Origin of the sequence: Pseudarthrobacter oxydans, from assembly GCF_034258515.1 — a bacterium.
Classification (GTDB): domain Bacteria; phylum Actinomycetota; class Actinomycetes; order Actinomycetales; family Micrococcaceae; genus Arthrobacter.
Map to the genome: position 1 here is coordinate 1,773,990 of NZ_CP139438.1, position 18,908 is coordinate 1,792,897.

General features: G+C 66.2%; 19 protein-coding genes. 16 read left to right on the top strand and 3 right to left on the bottom strand.

Annotated features, from left to right (window positions below):
- Positions 1 to 4: 4 nt before the first annotated feature.
- The 12 genes from murG (at position 5) to dnaE (ending at position 13,389) form a co-directional block, all read left to right on the top strand.
- Positions 5 to 1,105: an undecaprenyldiphospho-muramoylpentapeptide beta-N-acetylglucosaminyltransferase gene (murG, locus tag SMD14_RS08045; protein WP_321215927.1), complete on the top strand. Its 1,101-nt coding sequence runs from the start codon at positions 5 to 7 to the stop codon at positions 1,103 to 1,105.
- A complete protein-coding gene (gene murC / locus SMD14_RS08050) occupies positions 1,102 to 2,478 on the top strand; it encodes a UDP-N-acetylmuramate--L-alanine ligase (protein WP_321215928.1) in 1,377 nt (458 codons plus the stop codon). The genes murG and murC overlap by 4 nt, the downstream gene beginning before the upstream one ends.
- Positions 2,471 to 3,427, top strand: coding sequence for a cell division protein FtsQ/DivIB (locus tag SMD14_RS08055; RefSeq protein WP_321215929.1), 957 nt, complete (start codon positions 2,471 to 2,473; stop codon positions 3,425 to 3,427). Before murC ends, SMD14_RS08055 begins: the two co-directional genes overlap by 8 nt.
- A gap of 183 nt (positions 3,428 to 3,610) precedes the next feature.
- Positions 3,611 to 4,846 carry a cell division protein FtsZ gene (gene ftsZ / locus SMD14_RS08060; RefSeq protein WP_321215930.1) on the top strand — a complete coding sequence of 412 codons (1,236 nt, stop codon included), beginning with the start codon at positions 3,611 to 3,613 and terminating at the stop codon, positions 4,844 to 4,846.
- 8 nt (positions 4,847 to 4,854) lie between these two features.
- Entirely contained in the window at positions 4,855 to 5,544 is a 690-nt protein-coding gene (locus tag SMD14_RS08065; protein WP_321215931.1) for a polyphenol oxidase family protein, read from the top strand.
- Positions 5,537 to 6,307, top strand: a complete 771-nt coding sequence (locus tag SMD14_RS08070) for a YggS family pyridoxal phosphate-dependent enzyme (RefSeq protein WP_321215932.1) — start codon at positions 5,537 to 5,539, stop codon at positions 6,305 to 6,307. The genes SMD14_RS08065 and SMD14_RS08070 overlap by 8 nt, the downstream gene beginning before the upstream one ends.
- Positions 6,308 to 6,397: 90 nt before the next feature.
- Positions 6,398 to 6,928, top strand: coding sequence for a cell division protein SepF (locus tag SMD14_RS08075; protein ID WP_104997513.1), 531 nt, complete (start codon positions 6,398 to 6,400; stop codon positions 6,926 to 6,928).
- Positions 6,929 to 7,048: 120 nt separating this feature from the next.
- Entirely contained in the window at positions 7,049 to 7,336 is a 288-nt protein-coding gene (locus SMD14_RS08080) for a YggT family protein (RefSeq protein ID WP_139028864.1), read from the top strand.
- Between the two features lie 177 nt (positions 7,337 to 7,513).
- The gene (locus SMD14_RS08085) at positions 7,514 to 8,200 is read left to right on the top strand and encodes a DivIVA domain-containing protein (RefSeq protein WP_157238503.1); all 687 of its coding nucleotides are present in this window, start codon (positions 7,514 to 7,516) and stop codon (positions 8,198 to 8,200) included.
- A gap of 91 nt (positions 8,201 to 8,291) precedes the next feature.
- The gene (gene lspA, locus SMD14_RS08090) at positions 8,292 to 8,864 is read left to right on the top strand and encodes a signal peptidase II (protein WP_157238502.1); all 573 of its coding nucleotides are present in this window, start codon (positions 8,292 to 8,294) and stop codon (positions 8,862 to 8,864) included.
- Positions 8,865 to 8,868: 4 nt separating this feature from the next.
- Positions 8,869 to 9,795: an RluA family pseudouridine synthase gene (locus SMD14_RS08095; RefSeq protein WP_157242536.1), complete on the top strand. Its 927-nt coding sequence runs from the start codon at positions 8,869 to 8,871 to the stop codon at positions 9,793 to 9,795.
- A 36-nt stretch (positions 9,796 to 9,831) separates the two neighbouring features.
- On the top strand, positions 9,832 to 13,389 hold the full coding sequence (gene dnaE / locus SMD14_RS08100) for a DNA polymerase III subunit alpha (RefSeq protein ID WP_321215933.1): 3,558 nt from the start codon (positions 9,832 to 9,834) through the stop codon (positions 13,387 to 13,389).
- A 58-nt stretch (positions 13,390 to 13,447) separates the two neighbouring features.
- On the opposite strand, the gene SMD14_RS08105 is transcribed toward dnaE, so the two are convergent.
- Positions 13,448 to 13,906 (bottom strand): flavin reductase family protein, encoded by a 459-nt coding sequence (locus tag SMD14_RS08105; RefSeq protein WP_104999690.1) that lies wholly within the window; start codon positions 13,904 to 13,906, stop codon positions 13,448 to 13,450.
- Positions 13,907 to 14,083: 177 nt separating this feature from the next.
- Between SMD14_RS08105 and SMD14_RS08110 the strand changes: the two genes are divergently transcribed.
- The 3 genes from SMD14_RS08110 (at position 14,084) to nrdR (ending at position 16,633) form a co-directional block, all read left to right on the top strand.
- Positions 14,084 to 14,620, top strand: coding sequence for a hypothetical protein (locus SMD14_RS08110; RefSeq protein ID WP_321215934.1), 537 nt, complete (start codon positions 14,084 to 14,086; stop codon positions 14,618 to 14,620).
- A gap of 4 nt (positions 14,621 to 14,624) precedes the next feature.
- The gene (gene hisD, locus SMD14_RS08115) at positions 14,625 to 15,992 is read left to right on the top strand and encodes a histidinol dehydrogenase (RefSeq protein ID WP_321215935.1); all 1,368 of its coding nucleotides are present in this window, start codon (positions 14,625 to 14,627) and stop codon (positions 15,990 to 15,992) included.
- Positions 15,993 to 16,129: 137 nt separating this feature from the next.
- The gene (gene nrdR / locus SMD14_RS08120) at positions 16,130 to 16,633 is read left to right on the top strand and encodes a transcriptional regulator NrdR (RefSeq protein WP_157238500.1); all 504 of its coding nucleotides are present in this window, start codon (positions 16,130 to 16,132) and stop codon (positions 16,631 to 16,633) included.
- Between the two features lie 99 nt (positions 16,634 to 16,732).
- Here nrdR and ppgK read toward each other — a convergent pair whose 3' ends face one another.
- Both ppgK and map read right to left on the bottom strand, forming a co-directional pair.
- Positions 16,733 to 17,536 (bottom strand): polyphosphate--glucose phosphotransferase, encoded by an 804-nt coding sequence (gene ppgK, locus SMD14_RS08125; RefSeq protein ID WP_157238499.1) that lies wholly within the window; start codon positions 17,534 to 17,536, stop codon positions 16,733 to 16,735.
- 130 nt (positions 17,537 to 17,666) lie between these two features.
- Positions 17,667 to 18,545: a type I methionyl aminopeptidase gene (gene map, locus SMD14_RS08130; RefSeq protein ID WP_157238498.1), complete on the bottom strand. Its 879-nt coding sequence runs from the start codon at positions 18,543 to 18,545 to the stop codon at positions 17,667 to 17,669.
- A 121-nt stretch (positions 18,546 to 18,666) separates the two neighbouring features.
- Here map and SMD14_RS08135 point away from each other — a divergent pair, with 121 nt between their 5' ends.
- On the top strand, positions 18,667 to 18,831 hold the full coding sequence (locus SMD14_RS08135; protein WP_321215936.1) for an SPOR domain-containing protein: 165 nt from the start codon (positions 18,667 to 18,669) through the stop codon (positions 18,829 to 18,831).
- Positions 18,832 to 18,908: the final 77 nt, after the last annotated feature.

The window sequence follows — 18,908 nt, forward strand, 5'->3', positions numbered from 1 at the left end:
CTCCATGACCTCCAAAACCCCTTCCATCGTCCTGGCAGGCGGCGGCACCGCCGGGCACATCAGCCCGCTGCTGGCCATCGCCGCCGCCCTCCGGAGCGCGTCTCCCGCTGCCGCCATCCTTGCCGTCGGCACGCCGTCCGGGATGGAAACCAGGCTTGTTCCGGCTGCAGGAGTGGAGCTGGCGACCATCGACAGGGTTCCGTTCCCACGGAAACCTTCGGCTGACCTGGTGCGGCTTCCCGCCCGGCTCGCCGGCGCCGTGCGCCAGGCCGGAGCCATCCTGGACAAAGCGGCTGCGGACGTCCTGGTGGGCGTCGGCGGCTACGTGTGCACGCCCATGTACCTGGCTGCCCGCAAACGGCGCATCCCCATCGTCATCCACGAGGCAAATGCCCGGCCGGGCCTCGCAAACCGGGTGGGTGCCCTGATGACCCACAGGGTGGCCGTCGCCTTCGCCAACACCCCTCTGCGCCATGCCACCCACGTGGGAATGCCGATGCGTTCCGAGATTTCCGGGCTGGACAGGGCCGCGGCGCGCACCGCCGCCCGGGAGGCCCTGGGCCTGGACCCGGCACAGCCGGCGCTGATCGTCACCGGGGGATCCTCCGGGGCGCAGAGCATCAACAGGACCATCGCCGCCGCAGTGGACCGCCTTGCCGGCGCGGGCATCCAGACCCTGCACATCACCGGGCGCGGCAAGACCGTCCTGGACGCCGCCGGCAACCCCCTCGCGGCTGACGGCTACCGGCAGGTGGAATACATCGACGGCATGGAGCTTGCCTATGCCGCGGCGGACGTACTGCTGGCCCGTTCAGGTGCGGCCACGGTATGCGAGGTTGCTGCGGTGGGGGTACCGGCAGTCCTGGTGCCGCTGCCCATTGGCAACGGCGAGCAGGCCCTGAACGCTGCAGGACTGGTGGCTGCCGGGGGCGCGCTCCTGGTCAGCGACCGGGACTTCACGGCCGAATGGGTGGACAAGGAACTGGTTCCGCTGGTCACGGACCGGCCACGGCTTGCCGCAATGTCAGCCAGTTCCTACCGGCTTGGCATCCGGAACGCCGATCAGCGGATGGCTGATCTCATCCTGGAAGCGGTGAAAGCATGAACCACGCCAAAATTCCGGCCCTTGAATCGCTGGGCAGGGTCCACTTCGTGGGCATCGGGGGCGTCGGCATGTCAGCCGTGGCCAGGATCATGGTGGCCCGCGGCGTTCCGGTCAGCGGCTCCGACGCCAAGGACCTGCCGGTCATGGCCGACCTCGCAGCGGCCGGTGCCCGCATCGCCGTCGGATATGCCGCCGCGAACCTTGGTGACGCCCAGACGGTTGTGGCCGGCTCGGCCATCCGCCCGGACAACCCGGAGCTTGTTGCGGCGAGGGAAGCCGGCCTGCCGGTGCTGCACCGGTCCGAGGCGTTGGCGGCCACCATGGGCGGCGACACGGTGGTTACCGTGGCGGGAACCCACGGCAAGTCCACCACCACCTCCATGGTCACCGTCCTGCTCCAGAGCGCGGGCCTGGACCCCTCGTTCGCCATCGGCGCCAATGTCCCCGCGCTCGGCGTCAACGCCGCCCACGGAAGCTCCGGGATCTTCGTGGCGGAGGCCGACGAGTCCGACGGATCCTTCCTCAACTACCGGCCCAGGATCGCCGTGGTCACCAACGTGGAGCCGGACCACCTGGACCACTACGGAACGGCTGAAGCGGTCTACGAATCCTTTGACCGGTTCACCGCGCTGCTGCCCGCCGACGGGGTGCTGGTTGCCTGCGCGGACGACGCCGGCGCGCTGGCCCTCGCCGAAAGGACCCGGCAGCGGGGCACCACGCGCGTGGTGCTTTACGGAACCGGAGAGAGTGCGGACCTCCTGCTGCACGACGGCGGTCCCGGCGACACAGCCGTCTCCACACCGTCGGGCCGCTATCCGCTTGACCTGCAGGTGCCAGGGCGGCACAACGCGCTGAACGCGGCGGCCGCCTTCGCTGTCGCCCTTGAACTGGGAGTTGACCCTGGCATTGCGGCCGCCGCCCTGGCGCACTTTTCCGGTGCCTCCCGTCGCTTTGAGCTCAAGGGCGAGGCGAGGGGAGTGCGGGTGTTCGACGACTACGCCCACCACCCGACGGAAGTCCGCGCTGCCCTCGCCGCAGCCCGCTCCGTTGCGGGGGACCACAAGGTACACGTCCTCTTCCAGCCGCACCTGTTTTCCCGCACCCGGGAGTTCGCGCAGGAGTTCGCCGATGCCCTCAACCTGGCCGACACCGCCTTGGTCCTGGACATCTATCCCGCCCGTGAGGATCCCATCCCGGGTGTAACCAGCCAGCTCATAGCCGACCACCTGGATGAGGGTGGCCGGCTGGTGGCGGCCGGGGACGCCGTCGCACTCCTGGCGGCTTCCGCCGCGGACGGGGACATCGTGTTGACCGCGGGCGCCGGTGATGTCACCGCGTATGGACCGCAGATCGTAGAGGCCCTGCGTGGCTAGCACCCGCCGGCCCACCTACACCTCCACCGGCCGGTCCGGCGGAGGCGGTGGAGGTGGCGGGGACGATGTCATTTCGGCGTCCCGGAGTGTCCCCGAGCCTGCTCCCGAAAAACCGCAGAAGCCGAAGAAGCCCCGGCAACCCGCAAAAGCGGTCATCCGCGGTTTCGGCCGTGGCAACGGTAAGGGGAACAAGGCGGAGGCCCCGGCGCCGTCCGGGACAGCCGGGGCGAACGTGGTGGCTTTCCCCGAGCCGAAAGGGAAGCGGCGGAAACGGAATCTCCTGACGGCGGCGGGCATCCTCGTTGCGGTTGTGGCGGGGCTGCTGGCAACGGCCATTTTTTCCCCGGTCCTGGCTGTCCACACCATCTCCGTGTCCGGGACGCGCCTGCTGACGCCTGCCCAGGTGCAGGCCGCGCTGGAGCCATTGCAGGGGAAGCCATTACCGCAGGTCACCGACGAAGAGGTGGCCCGGCTGCTGGAACCGCTGGTCCAGGTCAAGTCCGTGTCCGCGCAGGCGAGGCCGCCGTCCGGCCTTGCCGTGGCTGTGCGGGAAAGGGTGCCGGTGGCGCTGGTCAAGCAGGGGGAGCAGTACCAGCTGGTGGACGTCGACGGCGTGCAGTTGGCTGCCACGGCCGATCCTGCCTCGGTGTCGCTGCCGGTGATCGACGGCGGCGCGGGCACCATCGGCCAGGATCTCTTCCGTGCCACGGCCGCAGTCCTTGGCGCCTTGCCGGCAGACGTGCTGGCGAAGCTGTCCAACGCCTCCGCCCAATCGGTGGACGCGGTGGAGCTCAAGCTCGTGGACGGCCAGACCATCATCTGGGGCAACGCCGGCGAAAGGGAACTCAAGGCCAAAGTGCTGGCCGCGCTCCTGAAGGTTCCGGCCGACCCCAAGAATCCCGTGAGGGTCTACGACGTGAGCGTGCCCCGGCACCCGGTGACCCGCTAACGCTTTATTTTCCGGTATTAATCCGACACGCGGAGCCGGTTATTGAATGTGGCAACCAGAGGAAATACCGTCACAGACATGAGTTACTTGACATAACTATAACCTTCAACTCGAAGGTTAAGGTTGCAGGCTTCAAGCTCTCCATCAGTTTTCGCAATAAGACACGAACAAGGGACACGTAACGTGGCAGCTCCGCAGAATTACTTGGCCGTCATCAAAGTCGTCGGCATCGGCGGCGGTGGCGTGAACGCAGTCAACCGCATGATCGAGGTCGGCCTTCGAGGTGTTGAATTCATCGCCATCAATACCGACGCCCAGGCCCTGCTCATGAGCGACGCGGACGTGAAGCTCGACGTCGGACGCGAGCTGACCCGCGGGCTGGGAGCAGGCGCCAACCCCGAGGTGGGGAAGCAGGCCGCCGAGGACCATGCGGACGAGATCGAGGAAGTCCTGCGCGGCGCCGACATGGTCTTCGTGACGGCCGGCGAAGGAGGCGGCACCGGCACCGGCGGCGCTCCCGTCGTCGCCCGCATCGCCCGTTCCCTGGGTGCGCTGACCATTGGCGTGGTCACCCGCCCCTTCACGTTCGAAGGCCGCCGCCGTGCGGGTTCCGCAGAAGCAGGCATCGACGCCCTGCGTGACGAAGTCGACACGCTGATCGTGATTCCCAACGATCGACTCCTGTCCATCAGCGACCGCAACGTTTCCGTGCTGGACGCCTTCCGGTCTGCCGACCAGGTGCTGCTGTCGGGCGTCCAGGGCATTACGGACCTCATCACCACCCCGGGCCTGATCAACCTCGACTTCGCGGACGTCAAGTCCGTTATGCAGGGTGCGGGCTCCGCGCTCATGGGCATCGGCTCCGCGCGCGGTGAGGACCGGGCGGTCAAGGCTGCCGAACTCGCCATCGCGTCCCCGCTGCTGGAGGCCTCGATCGACGGTGCCCACGGCGTCCTGCTGTCCATCCAGGGCGGTTCCGACCTCGGCCTGTTCGAGATCAACGAGGCCGCGCGGCTGGTGCAGGAAGTTGCCCACCCGGAGGCAAACATCATTTTCGGCGCAGTGATCGACGACGCCCTGGGTGACGAGGCCCGGGTGACGGTCATCGCTGCCGGCTTCGACGACGTCAAGGCCACTTCGCCCTCCATGGACCAGTCCCAGCCGCAGGTGGCGCCCCAGCGGCCCGCCGCTCCGGCCGCTGCTCCCGCCCCGTCCCAGGCGCCGTCCGCCGGCAGCCACCAGGCGCACGTCCAGCCTGTCCATGCAGGGGTAGGTGCAGGCCTCAGCAACTGGGGGCAGCAGCGCCCGTCCGCCGTTCCGGCTGACTCCGGCTTCGATGTGGACCTTCCCTCCGTGGTGGAACCTGACCTGACCGGCAGCCACTCGGATGACCTGGATGTCCCCGACTTCCTGAAGTAGGCCGCGGCTTGTTCCATTGGCGCGCCGAGATCCTGCCCGGGGTGTCTGCGGCGTTCACTGACACCGGTGCCGGAAACCTCGCACTCCACGTGGGCGACGACCCCCTGGCAGTGCGGCGGCGCCGTGAACAGCTGGAGGCTGCCACGGGTATCGGGCCTGACGGCCTGCGGTTCATGAACCAGGTTCACGGAACTGCCGTTGCCGTGATGGAGCGCGCCAGCGTGGCTCCGCAGGCCGACGCCATGGTTTCGCGCGGGCTGCCGCTCGCGGTGATGGTGGCCGACTGCATTCCGGTCCTCCTCGCCGGCGAGTCCGCCGACGGTCCCGTCCTGGCCGCCGTGCACGCGGGGCGGCCAGGCGTGGCCAACGGCGTTATCCCCGCGGCCGTGGACAGCATGAGGTCCTTGGGAGCTTCGGGCATAAAAGCCTGGCTTGGGCCATCCATCTGCGGCAGCTGCTACGAGGTTCCTACGGCACTGCGGGATGAGGTGGCCGCCCTTGTGCCCGCGACGCGGTCCACCACGTCCTGGGGTACGCCGGCACTGGACCTGCCGGCCGGCGCCCGGAGCCAGCTGGGGCGCGCCGGGGTAGACGTGGAGTACGCCGGTCCGTGCACCTTAGAGACGAACTCACTCTATTCATACCGCCGCGACAGGAACACGGGGCGTTTCGCCGGCTTGGTCTGGTGCCATGGGTGAGCCCTCCGCGAACGGCGGCGAGGCTGGCGGCCGGGATGCGCCCGGCAGGGATCCACGCACCGCCGAGCTGGCCGGCCGGCTGGAAGCGGTCCGCGGCCGGATCGGTGCTGCCGCCGCGGCGGCCGGACGCGGGGACCGGCTGCCCACACTGATCGTTGTCACCAAGTTCCATCCGGTGGAGGATATCCGGCGGCTCGCGTCCCTCGGCGTCACCGACGTCGGGGAAAACCGCGACCAGGAGGCAGCCGGCAAAGCGGAACTCCTGGCCGACTGCGGGCTCACCTGGCACTTTGTGGGACAGCTGCAGACCAAGAAAGCCAAGTCGGTGGTCCGCTATGCCGCCGCCGTCCATTCGGTGGACCGGCCCCAGCTTGTGGATGCCCTGGCCAAGGCCATGCGGATCCAGCAGGACAGCACGGGACGGGCGCCCCTGGACTGCTTCATCCAGGTCAGCCTGGAAGAGGACGCCGGTGCCCACCGGGGCGGCGCCGCCCCGTCCGAGGTGCCGCTGCTGGCCGACCGGATAGCAGCAGGGGAGGGCCTTCGCCTGGCAGGCCTGATGGCCGTTGCCCCGCTTGGCGCTCCGCCCGGGCCCGCCTTCGAGAAGCTTGCCGGGCTTTCGGCCCTGCTGGTTGCACAGCATCCCGGTGCCACCGCCATCTCCGCCGGCATGAGCCAGGATCTTGAAGCCGCCATAGCCTTCGGGGCGACACACCTGCGAATCGGTTCCGATATTCTCGGATCGCGTCCCCCGGTGGGGTAGCGTCGGTCCTATTGGAAGTGATGGGCGGGGGACTCCAGTGCTGTCAAGTCATTGGGCGGCCCGCATACGGGACACGATTAGGAGTCGACCATGGCCGGCGCTCTGCGCAAGACAATGATCTATCTTGGGCTCGCCGACGGCGATGAGCATTACGAGTCCGAGCACCAGTCAACACGTAAGGATGAGGACGAAACTATGGAAGCTGACCGCGAGGAGCGCCGTGCACCTGCACCCGTCCGCGAGGTCAGCCGCGAAGCGTCCTACACCCCCGAAGAGGAATACCGCGCCCCAGTGACTCCCATTAAGCGAGCGGCCTCGAGCCGCGAAGAAACCAGCGGACTTCGCCAGATCACCACAATCCACCCCCGTTCATACAACGATGCCAAGCTCATCGGCGAGAGCTTCCGGGACGGCATTCCGGTGATCATGAACGTTACCGACATGGGCGAGGCCGATGCGAAGCGCCTGGTGGACTTCTCCGCCGGCCTGGTCTTTGGACTCCGCGGGAGCATCGAGCGGGTCACCAACAAGGTCTTCCTGCTGTCGCCGTCATACGTTGAGGTCATCGGCGATGACAAGAAAGCCAGCGAAACACAGGCAAGCTTCTTCAACCAAAGCTGAGCACCAGGCGGTGCGTGGATGCCAGACAGGGACACCTGTCTGGCATCTGTGCTGAAATAGAACGGACACATCGGCAGCACGCCGCGGTGCACATATGGACATGGAGATATGAGTTAAGTCATGGGAATCGCTTTCGGACTTGTCTATCTCGCGCTGCTTCTGTTCTTTGTTGCACTGATCATCCGGCTGGTCTTTGACTGGGTGCAGATGTTTGCGCGGGAGTGGCGCCCGCGGGGCGTAGCCCTGGTGGTGGCCCACGCCGTGTATTCAATCACCGATCCGCCCCTGAAAGTGCTTCGCCGGCTGATCCCGCCCCTGCGTTTGGGCGGCATCTCCCTGGACCTTGGTTTCCTGATCCTCTTCATTGCCGTCAGCATTGCGATGGGGATCACCAGGGGACTTGCCTGATTTACCCGAAATAGACCTAGCAGCGCAGGTGGACCCGTCCGGGAACAGCTACTGTGAAGCGAAGAAAACTCGTGTTTGACACCGCAGTGTTGAATTAGAGTAACCAGACCAAATTTAGGTACCGTAGTTTTGACGGCCGGAAGGCCTACTGACTAACTAGACCAGTGAGGTGACCAGATGGCTTTGACGCCAGAAGACGTTGTCAACAAGCGCTTTCAGCCGACCAAGTTCCGCGAGGGCTACGACCAGGACGAAGTTGATGACTTCCTGGACGAGATCGTTGTTGAGCTCCGCCGCCTGAACCAGGAGAACGACGAACTTCGCAAGAAGCTCGCCGAAGCCGGGTCCAGCGTTCCGGCCAGCTCGGCCGCTTCCCCCGTTGTGGAGAAGGTCCCCGCGCCCGTCAAGGCCGACAAGGATGAGGCACGCGAAAAGGCGGAAGCCGAAGCCAAGGCTGCCGAAGCAGCGAAGAAGAAGGACGTTCAGCCGTCCGCTCCTGCCGCGGCAGCCCCCGCAGTCTCCACCGCGGTCGGAACCCCCTCCGCTGAGTCCGCAGCCGGCCTGCTGGCCATGGCCCAGCAGATGCACGATCGGCACGTCGCCGACGGCCAGGCCCAGAAGGACAAGATCATCGCCGAAGCGCAGATCGAAGCCAGCAGCCTGGTCAACGACGCACAGGAGAAGTCCCGCAAGATCCTTGGCGCCCTCGAGCAGCAGCGCTCCGTCCTGGAGCGCAAGGTTGAACAGCTCCGCGGCTTCGAACGCGACTACCGTTCACGCCTCAAGGCCTACATCGAAGGCCAGCTGCGCGACCTGGATGCCCGCGGTTCCGTTGCTACGCCGGAAGTCAGCGAAGCCAACTAATCCGTCAAGCACGTATTCTGAAAGCCGGTGGCTGAGGATTCCTCGGCCACCGGCTTTTGGCATTGACACCGGTTTTATGAATGAAAGCACCATGACTGACGAACTTGCTGCGGACCCCGCACGCCCTGTCCCACCTGCCCCGCGTCCAGGCCGCGGGGTGCTGCTCTCCGTCTTCGCGGGGTTTGCACTTTTCGCCTACATCCTGGACCAGCTCACCAAGCTGTGGGTGACGTCCAGCATGGTGGAAGGCGAACGGATCCCGGTGCTCCCGCCGCTGCTGCACTGGTACTTCATTCGGAATTCCGGCGCGGCGTTTTCCATCGGAGAGAACGTCACCTGGGTGTTTTCCATCATCATGGCCGGTGTGGCCGTGGCGATTCTCTTCCAGATCCGGAAACTGGGGTCGCTCTGGTGGTCCCTCGCGCTGGGCCTGCTCCTGGGCGGTGCACTGGGCAACCTTACCGACCGGCTCTTCCGGGAACCGTCCTTCGGCATGGGACACGTGGTGGACTTCATCCAGCTTCCCAACTTCGCGATCTTCAACATCGCCGACTCGGCGGTGGTTTCCGCCGTGGCCATCATCTGCATCCTGACACTGCGCGGCATAGCCCTGGACGGCAGCCGGCTCACCGCTGAACGCAAGGACAAGTCCGGCGATGCCTGAAACGATGCCTGAGCGGATTGTCGTTGCCGACGAATACGGAGGAACGCGGGCCGATGCCGGCCTTGCCGGACTCCTGGGCATCTCGCGTTCCCTTGCCGCGTCCCTCCTTGCCGAGGGCCATGTGCAGAGCAAGGGCAAAACGCTGGGCAAGTCGGAAAAGCTGGTTGCGGGCGACGTGCTGCACGTCAGCAGGCCGGAACGGCGTGACCCCCTGGAAGTCGTGGAGGAAGTTGTGGAAGGCCTGAAGATCCTGCTGGATGACGAGGATTTCGTCGTCGTCGACAAGCCGGTGGGCGTTGCCGCCCATCCGTCGCCCGGGTGGGTCGGGCCCACGGTGGTGGGTGGCCTGGCCGGGGCCGGCTACCGCATCTCCACCTCCGGATCGCCGGAGCGGGCGGGCATCGTGCACCGGCTGGACGTCGGAACGTCAGGTGTCATGGTGGTGGCAAAGTCCGAGCGCGCCTACACGGCCCTGAAGCGGGCCTTCAAGGAACGAACGGTGGACAAGGTCTACCACGCCGTTGTCCAGGGCCTTCCGGACCCGCTGGCGGGAACCATTGATGCACCCATCGGCCGGCATCCGGGGCATGACTGGCGCTTCGCGGTCATCGAGGACGGACGCCACTCCGTCACGCACTATGAAGTGATTGAAGCCTTCGGCAAAGCCAGCCTGGTGGAAGTCCACCTGGAAACCGGCCGCACCCACCAGATCCGCGTGCACTTTTCCGCGCTGCGGCATCCCTGTGCCGGAGACCTGACCTACGGTGCCGATCCGCGGCTTGCTGCCACCCTTGGCCTGACGCGGCAGTGGCTGCATGCCCGCGAACTGGGATTCGAGCACCCGGTGACGGGGGAGCCCGTCCGGGTCACCAGTGATTATCCGCAGGACCTCGCGTTTGCCCTGGAAGTGCTCGCGTCCGGGCAGGCCTGACGCAGGCCAGCCACACCCGGCGCATAGAATAGTGCGGTGACTTCCAGCAACGACTCGTTTGTCCATCTCCACAACCACACCGAGTATTCGATGCTGGACGGCGCCGCCAGGCTCGGCGAGCTGTTCGATGAGACGGAGCGGCTGGGCATGCCGGCCCTCGCCACCACGGACCACGGCTATCTCTTCGGGGCCTTCGACTTCTGGAAGAAGGCCACCGACAAAGGGATCAAGCCGATCATCGGCGTCGAAGCCTACGTGACTCCGGGAACTGCCCGCGGCGACAAGAGCCGCGTGCGCTGGGGTGAGGAACACCAGCGCAAGGACGATATTTCCGGCGGCGGCTCCTACACCCACATGACCCTGCTCAGCTACAACAACGCAGGCATGCGGAACCTGTTCCGGGCGTCCTCCATCGCCTCGCTGGATGCAGTCTTCGGCAAATGGCCGCGCCTGGACCGGGAGCTGCTGAACACCTACTCGGAGGGCCTGATCGCCACCACGGGCTGCCCGTCCGGTGAGATCCAGACGCGGCTGCGGCTGGGCCAGTACCGCGAGGCGCTCGAGGCCGCAGCCGAGTTCCGGGACATTTTCGGGGCGGAGAACTACTTCTGCGAACTCATGGACCACGGGCTGGACATCGAGCGGCGCGTCACCGGGGACCTGCTGCGGCTCGCCAAGGAGCTGAACCTCCCCCTGGTGGCCACGAACGACCTCCACTACACCCACGAGCACGATGCCAAGGCCCACGAGGCCCTGCTGGCCATCCAGTCCGGTTCAACCCTCCTGGAACCCACGTACGACAACGGCGGGTCCCGCTTCGCCTTCTCCGGCAGCGGCTACTACCTGAAGTCGCCCCGGGAAATGCGGGAACTGTTCCGCGACCACCCCGACGCATGCGACAACACCCTCCTGATCGCCGAACGCTGCGAAGTGTCCTTCAACACCGGGGCCAACTACATGCCGCGGTTCCCCTGCCCGCCGGGCGAGGATGAAACGTCCTGGCTGGTCAAGGAAGTGGCCAAGGGACTTGAGTACCGGTATCCGTGCGGCGTCCCCGACAACGTCCGCGCCCAGGCCGACTACGAACTGGGCGTCATCACCTCCATGGGTTTCCCCGGCTACTTCCTGGTGGTGGCGGACTTCATCAACTGGGCCAAGAACAACGGCATCAGGGTTGGCCCCGGCCGTGGTTCCGGCGCCGGCTCGATGGTGGCCTACGCCATGCGCATCACCGACCTGGACCCCCTGCGCCACGGCCTGATCTTCGAACGGTTCCTGAACCCGGACCGCGTCTCCATGCCCGACTTCGACGTCGACTTCGATGACCGGCGCCGCTCCGAAGTCATCGACTACGTGACCCGGAAGTACGGCGACGAACGCGTGGCCATGATCGTCACGTACGGCACCATCAAGACCAAGCAGGCGCTGAAGGACTCCTCGCGCGTGCTGGGCTACCCGTTCAGCATGGGTGAAACGCTCACCAAGGCCCTGCCGCCGGCGGTGATGGCCAAGGACATCCCGCTGGCGGATATCCAGAACCCGGAGGCCAAGCGCTACGGCGAAGCGGGCGACTTCCGCCAGCTCATCAGCACGGACCCCGAAGCTGCGAAAGTCTTTGAGACCGCGCTGGGCATCGAGGGCCTGAAACGGCAGTGGGGCGTGCACGCAGCCGGCGTCATCATGTCCTCGGATCCGATCATCGACGTCATTCCCATCATGCGCCGGATCCAGGACGGCCAGGTCATTACCCAGTTCGACTACCCCACATGTGAGGGCCTCGGCCTGATCAAGATGGACTTCCTGGGCCTGCGGAACCTGACGATCATTTCCGACGCCCTGGAAAACATCAAGATGAACCGCGGCATCGACCTGGACCTGGAAAACCTGGAACTCGACGACGCCCCTTCCTATGAGCTGCTGGCCCGCGGCGACACCCTGGGCGTCTTCCAGCTCGACGGCGGACCCATGCGGTCCCTGCTCAAGCTGATGAAGCCTGACAACTTCGAAGACATTTCCGCCGTGCTCGCCCTGTACCGGCCGGGCCCCATGGGCGCGAACGCCCACACGGACTATGCGCTGCGGAAGAACGGGATCCAGGAAGTCATTCCCATCCACCCGGAACTGAAGGAACCCCTTGCGGAGATCCTGGGCGGAACGTACGGCTTGATCGTGTACCAGGAACAGGTTATGGCGGTCGCCCAGAAGCTGGCCGGCTACTCGCTGGGCCAGGCAGACATCCTCCGCCGCGCCATGGGCAAGAAGAAGAAATCGGAACTGGACAAGCAGTTCGCCGGTTTCTCCCAGGGCATGCAGGACAACGGGTACTCCATGGAAGCCGTGAAAACCCTCTGGGACATCCTGCTTCCCTTCTCCGACTACGCCTTCAACAAGGCACACTCGGCCGCCTACGGCGTCATTTCCTACTGGACCGCTTACCTCAAGGCGCACTACGCGCCGGAGTACATGGCCGCGCTCCTGACCTCCGTGGGTGATGACAAGGACAAGTCGGCGATCTACCTCAACGAATGCCGGCGCATGGGCATCACCGTGCTGCCGCCGGACGTGAACGAGTCCGCGCTGAACTTCACCCCGGTGGGCAACGACATCCGCTTCGGCATGGGCGCCATCCGCAACGTCGGCGTCAACGTGGTGGAGGCCATGGTGGCTGCCCGCGAAAGCGAGGGCGCGTTTACGTCGTTCAAGGACTATCTGATGAAGGTCCCCGCCGTGGTCTGCAACAAGCGGACCATTGAATCGCTGATCAAGTCCGGCGCCTTCGACTCGCTGGGCCACCACCGCCGGGCCCTGGCCATGATCCACGAAGAGGCCATCGACTCCGTCATCACGCTCAAGCGGAACGAAGCGATCGGACAGTTCGACCTCTTCGCAGGGTTCGACGAAGCCGAATCCGAGTCATCCCTGAGCATCGAGATCCCGGACCTGCCGGAGTGGGAGAAGAAGGACAAACTCTCCTTCGAACGGGACATGCTGGGACTCTACGTTTCGGACCACCCCCTGCAGGGCCTCGAAGGGCTGCTGAGCCAGCATGCGGAGATGAGCATCACCTCCGTCCTGGGCGAAGACGGACCGCAGGATGGCGCGATCATCACCATCGCCGGCATGATCACGTCGCTGAGCAGGCGCATTGCCAAGGCCAGCGGCAACGCCTACGCCAGGGCCGAAGTGGAGGACCTGGGCGGCTCGATGGAAGTCATGTTCTTCGGCCAGGTCTACGGCCCCATCGCATCTGTCCTCGCCGAGGACCTGATCGTGGTGGTGAAGGGGCGCCTGCAAAAGCGCGACGACGGCGCCATCACCCTGAACTGCATGGAACTGTCCGTTCCGGACCTCAGCGAGGGGCTCAACGGCCCGCTGGTGATCACCATGCCCACCTACAAGGCCACGGAAGCGGTGGTCACCGAACTGGGCGACGTCCTCCGTACCCACCGCGGGAACTCCGAAGTGCGGCTGCACCTGCAGGGTGACACCCGGACGGAGATCATGGGCCTGCCGGTCCACCTGCGCGTGAACCCCAGCCCGTCCCTGTTCGGCGACCTGAAAGTGCTCCTCGGGCCCGCCTGCCTGGACGCCTGACGGAGGCACGGACGACGGCGGGCGGCAAGTACCGCCGTCGTCGTTCGGAGCTAGTGCCTCAGATCTCGTAATCCAGCGGGACCGGCTGGCCGTACGCCCCGCCGTGGTACAACAGGGGAGAGCCGTCCCCGCCCACCTGCCCGTCCACCACCTGGACCACAACAACGGCGTTGTTTTCGAAGGACAGGCGCATCTGCACTTCGCCGATCAGCCAACCGGCTACGCCCTTAAGCACCGGCACGCCGTGCGGACCCACCTCCCAGTGGTCCCCCTCAAAGCGGTTGCCGGCACCGGCAAACCTGTCAGCGAGCTGCTGGTTCTCCAGGCCCAGCATATGGACCCCCAGGTAGGTGGTGTTTGCCACGGCCGGCCACGACCGTGAGCTGCGGGCCATGTTGAAGGTGAAGCGCGGCGGCTGCGCGGAAAGCGAGGCAACGGAGGTGGCGGTGAAACCGTAGGGCTGGTCCTGGTAGTTCACCGTGATGATGGCGACGCCCGCGGCATGGCGCCGGAACATCTCCTTGAACGTCCGTTCGAACGGAACGTCAGCTGTTGTCACGGAAACTCCTGGTGGGCTGGATGGTTTGGTATTTATGTTCTCCTTCAAGGGTATGGGTCCGGCGCGCCGGTGGAGAATCCCCTGGAGCCCGCGCACGGCGGCTATCCTGCCGAAACATTTGTTAAGGTTTGTTGCATGACGAAAGCCACCCGCCGCACGCGCCCGCGGCTGTCCTGGGCGTTGTTCGCGGTCCCTGCAGCGGCGGGTGTCCCGGTGGGCATCCTGTGGTGGCTCCTGGCTCCTGGCGGCCTCAACCTGGTCACCCGGGATCCGGCCCTCTCCAGCGGCACCAATCCGGTTGTCTGGCTCCCGCGGGACCTGACGCTGGCCGGCCTGCTGGTCCTTGCCGGGTGCCTCCTGGCCGTTTTCCTGGCGGACCGGAAGCGCGCGGATCCGCAGGCGGACCTCCTGATGGGCCTGGCTGGTGCCCTGTGCGGCGCAGTGGTCGCCTGGCAGGCGGGGCTCCTCAGCGCGCAGTTATGGGCGCCCGCCGTCGATGCCTCGGCGAATGCCAGCATCGCTTTTTCGCTGCGCGCCTGGCCGGTGCTGCTCCTGTGGCCCGCCGCCACGGCCGTGTCCGTTTTCGCGCTGGAGCTTCTTAACCTCTTGGGCGGGAAGTCCGACGACGGCACCCACCAGTCGCGGCACGCTGCGGCGGGGCCCGTAAAATAGACCAGTGACCATTTCTTCGGAGAATCCCGCCAGCCCAGCCGCCGCCGTCGTAAACTTCCGCACCGTTGACCTGCGCGGCCAAAGCCTGACCCTCGCCGGCTTGCGCGCCGCTGTCCCGCGCGCCCAGGGCCAGACCGTGGCGGACGCTGAAGAAAAGGTCCTGGACATCATTGCGGCCGTCCGGCGGGGCGGCTTCGAGGCACTGGGAGAACTGGCCCTTCGCTTCGACGGCGTGCAGCAGCGCCACCCGCTGGTTCCGCAGGAGGCCCTGGCCGCCGCGCTCGAGGAACTCGAGCCGTCCGTCCGCAGCGCACTGGAGGAGTCCATCAGCCGCGCACGGCGCTTCGCCGACGGCCAGCGTCCCCGGAACATCGAGGTCCGGCTCGGCGACGGGGCCGTGGTGGCGCAGAACTGGGTGCCGGTTGCGAGGGTGGGACTCTACGTCCCCGGCGGCCTCGCCGTCTACCCGTCCTCTGTGATCATGAACGTTGTTCCGGCCCTCGCTGCAGGGGTGCGCTCGATTGCCCTGGCCTCGCCTCCGCAGAAGGAGTTCGCAGGACTGCCGCACCCCACCATCCTTGCCGCCGCCGCACTGCTGGGGATCACCGAGGTGTATGCCATCGGCGGCGCCCAGGCCATCGCCGCGTTCGCCTACGGTGTTGAGGCAACGGATGCCGGCCCGGCGCTGGAGCCGGTGGATGTGGTGACCGGGCCGGGCAATATTTTCGTTGCCACCGCCAAGCGCCTGGTCAAGGGCGTCGTGGGGATCGATTCGGAGGCCGGCACTACGGAGATCGCCATCCTGGCAGACTCCACGGCCCGGCCGGCCCTCGTGGCCGCCGACCTCATCAGCCAGGCTGAGCACGACCCCAAGGCGGCCTCGGTGCTGATCACCGATTCCGAGGACCTCGCCACGGCGGTCCGCGCCGAACTCGGCCGCCAGGCGGCGGCAACCAAGCACTCGGCGCGCGTCCTCGAAGCGCTGTCCGGCCCGCAGTCCGGGGTGGTGCTGGTGGACAACCTGGAGCAGGGCATCGCCGCCTGCGACGCCTATGCGGCCGAGCACCTGGAGATCATGACCCGGGACGCCGCCGGCGTCGCCGCCAGGATCCGGAACGCCGGCGCCATCTTTGTGGGCGACTACAGCCCCGTCAGCCTGGGGGACTACTGCGCGGGGTCCAACCACGTCCTGCCCACCAGCGGCACCGCCGCTTTCTCATCCGGCCTGAACGTCACCACGTTCCTGCGGGCCATCCAGGTGGTCAACTACAGCCGGGAAGCGCTTGCCGAGGTCAGCGGGCACATCGTCAGCCTGTCCGGCGCGGAGGACCTTCCCGCGCACGGGGAAGCAGTGACGGCCAGGTTCGCCTGAAAACCCCCAGGAACCGATATCTAGTAGCCCCAACCACAACATGTAGTATTACACGCTTGTTATTAGCGGTGCCCAGGACATAAAATGGAGGCGCTGAAGTTGCGCCTGCACTGGCGCCTGGGAAGGAGGGTGGCACTATGTACTGTCCGTTCTGCCGCAACCCGGACTCCCGGGTAGTGGACAGCCGCATGGCGGATGACGGCTCAGCCATCCGCCGGCGCCGCCAGTGCCCGGAATGCGGCCGGAGATTCACCACGGTGGAAACCACCAGCCTTTCCGTGATCAAGCGGTCCGGCGTGGGGGAGCCCTTCAGCCGCAGCAAGGTGATCAACGGAGTACGGAAGGCCTGCCAAGGGCGGCCCGTCAGCGAAGACGACCTCGCGCTGCTGGCGCAGGAGGTCGAAGAGCAGATCCGTTCCTCTGGCGCTGCCGAGATCGACGCCCACGAGGTGGGCCTGGTCATCCTCGGTCCGCTGCAGAAGCTTGACAAGGTCGCCTACCTGCGGTTTGCTAGCGTCTACCAGGCTTTCGAATCCCTTGAGGACTTCGAAACTGCTATCGCCCTGCTCCGGCAGGAAGAGGATGGCGCCCCGGGAATTGCCGCGAAGGGCGCGAAGAGCTCCGAGAAGAGCCCCCTGTAGTCTCCGGTGGCGGCAGCGGAGGGGAAGCCGCAGCCGCCACCGAAAGACTGAGCCGTGCCGCCGTCGACTGCCGGGCAGTTGGCGGCGGCACGGCTTTTGCTACTTTGCGAGCTTGTGCTTCAGGGCGATTTCGATGGCGGCACCTACGATGCCGGCCTCGTTGCGAAGGACCGCCGGCACGATGGGGGTCCGGAGTCGAAGGTTGGGCAGGTACTCGTCGGCACGCTTGGAGATGCCGCCGCCCACAATGAACAGTTCGGGCGAGAACAGGAATTCGACGTGGGAGAAGTAGCGCTGCAGCAGGACGCTGTATTCGTCCCAGGACAGCCCGTCGCGTTCCCGTGCCACCGCCGAGGCTTTGGATTCGGCGTCGTGGCCGTCGATTTCCAGGTGTCCCAGTTCAGCATTGGGGACCAGCTTGCCATCGAAGATAAAGGCCGAACCGATTCCCGTGCCCAGGGTGATCACCAGGACGGTGCCCTTGACGCCGGCCCCGGCGCCGTAGCGGGCTTCCGCCAGCCCGGCAGCGTCGGCGTCGTTGATGACCTCCACCGGCCGGCCCAGCCGGGCGGTCAGGAGGGCGTCGATGTCCGTGTTGAGCCAGCTCTTGTCCACGTTGGCCGCGGAGTGCACCACGCCGTGCTGGATGATGCCGGGGAAGGTCACGCCCACGGGCGAGCCGGCGGCCGGGGCCTCGGGCCGGGCAGAAAGCTCGGAAACCACCAGCGCCACGGCCTCGGCAACGGATTCCGGGGTAGCCGGCTGGGGGGTGGGGACCCGGAACCGTTCACCCAGCAGTTTGCCCTTCTTCAAGTCGACGATGCCGCCCTTGATTCCGGTGCCACCGATGTCGATGCCGATCAGGGGGGCGTTCTTGTTCGACTTTTCGTCATTCTTGGCCAATGGGTATCCGTTCGTGGCAGAGGCGGGCAGGGTAGGAGCGGCCGGAAAGCCGCCTGGGATTGGTGTCCGGTCAGGAACCGGGGAGGGCGTGCAGCGATCAGTACATCAGGCTGGAGGCCAGGTGAACAGGCTACGGCAGGGTCAGGATCTCCGCGCCGGAGTCCGTCACCAGCAGGGTGTGCTCGAATTGGGCAGTGCGCTTCCGGTCCTTCGTGACCACTGTCCAGTCATCCGCCCACATGTCCCACTCCACGGTGCCGAGCGTCAGCATCGGCTCGATGGTGAAGACCATGCCGGCCTCGATCACCGTGTTGTAGGCCGGGGCGGCGTCGTAGTGCGGAATGATGAGCCCTGTGTGGAAGGCTTCACCCACGCCGTGGCCGGTGAAATCCCGCACAACACCGTAGCCGAAGCGCTTGGCGTAGGACTGGATGGCGCGGCCGATCACGTTGATTTCCCGGCCCGGTGCCACTGCCTTGATGGCCCGGTTCAGCGACTCCTGTGTCCGTTCCACCAGCAGCCGGGATTCCTCGTCCACATCGCCCACCAGGAAGGTGTAGTTGGTGTCTCCGTGGACACCGTTGATGAAGGCGGTGATGTCGATGTTGAGGATGTCGCCGTCGTGGACCACGGTGCTGTCCGGGATGCCGTGGCAAATGACCTCGTTCAGGGACGCGCACAGCGACTTGGGGAAGCCCCGGTAGCCCAGGGTGGAAGGGTAGGCGTGGTGGTCAAGGAGGAACTCGTGGCCCACCTTGTCCAGCTGGTCCGTGGTGACGCCCGGCTGGATGTGTTTGCCCACTTCCACGATGGCCTGGGCGGCGATCTTCGAAGCTACCCGGATCTTTTCGATCGTTTCGGGGGATTTGACCTCGGAGCCGGTGAACTTTGCCGGGGCAGGCTTGCCCACGTACTCCGGCCGGGGGATGGACGCCGGGACGGGACGCTGCGGACCTATGGTCCCCGGGGTGAGGGTGCCGATGGGTGCAGTCGAGGCAAGGGAAGGCATAGATTGATCATATAAGGCACTGCAGAACGCCAAACAACCGGAAGCCGCGCGGGACCTGCGAAAGAATCTACGTTACGCGGATCACGCCGCTGCTTCCCCGCCGCCGGAACGAGGAGCAACGATGACTGAGTACTGGTACAACGTCAGGACGCATGAGATCGAAGAGGACCGGCTGTCCGACTGGAGCCAGCTGATCGGGCCCTACAAGACGCGGGAAGAAGCCGAACACGCCCTTGAAAAGGTCCATGCCCGCAACGAGGCGTGGGAAAAGGACGACGACGACTGACCGCGGGGATGGCAGGCCCGCCTGGTGCGGGCGTGCGTTGCCGGCGGCCAGCCGCCCGGCGGTGGAACCTGTCCGGC

Coding starts and splice junctions, on each gene's coding strand:
- murG (WP_321215927.1), top strand. CDS start 5: ATGACCTCCAAAACCCCTTCCATCGTCCTGGCAGGCGGCGGCACCGCC.
- murC (WP_321215928.1), top strand. CDS start 1,102: ATGAACCACGCCAAAATTCCGGCCCTTGAATCGCTGGGCAGGGTCCAC.
- SMD14_RS08070 (WP_321215932.1), top strand. CDS start 5,537: ATGGGTGAGCCCTCCGCGAACGGCGGCGAGGCTGGCGGCCGGGATGCG.
- SMD14_RS08075 (WP_104997513.1), top strand. CDS start 6,398: ATGGCCGGCGCTCTGCGCAAGACAATGATCTATCTTGGGCTCGCCGAC.
- SMD14_RS08080 (WP_139028864.1), top strand. CDS start 7,049: ATGGGAATCGCTTTCGGACTTGTCTATCTCGCGCTGCTTCTGTTCTTT.
- SMD14_RS08085 (WP_157238503.1), top strand. CDS start 7,514: ATGGCTTTGACGCCAGAAGACGTTGTCAACAAGCGCTTTCAGCCGACC.
- lspA (WP_157238502.1), top strand. CDS start 8,292: ATGACTGACGAACTTGCTGCGGACCCCGCACGCCCTGTCCCACCTGCC.
- SMD14_RS08095 (WP_157242536.1), top strand. CDS start 8,869: ATGCCTGAGCGGATTGTCGTTGCCGACGAATACGGAGGAACGCGGGCC.
- SMD14_RS08105 (WP_104999690.1), bottom strand. CDS start 13,906: ATGTTCCGGCGCCATGCCGCGGGCGTCGCCATCATCACGGTGAACTAC.
- SMD14_RS08110 (WP_321215934.1), top strand. CDS start 14,084: ATGACGAAAGCCACCCGCCGCACGCGCCCGCGGCTGTCCTGGGCGTTG.
- nrdR (WP_157238500.1), top strand. CDS start 16,130: ATGTACTGTCCGTTCTGCCGCAACCCGGACTCCCGGGTAGTGGACAGC.
- map (WP_157238498.1), bottom strand. CDS start 18,545: ATGCCTTCCCTTGCCTCGACTGCACCCATCGGCACCCTCACCCCGGGG.
- SMD14_RS08135 (WP_321215936.1), top strand. CDS start 18,667: ATGACTGAGTACTGGTACAACGTCAGGACGCATGAGATCGAAGAGGAC.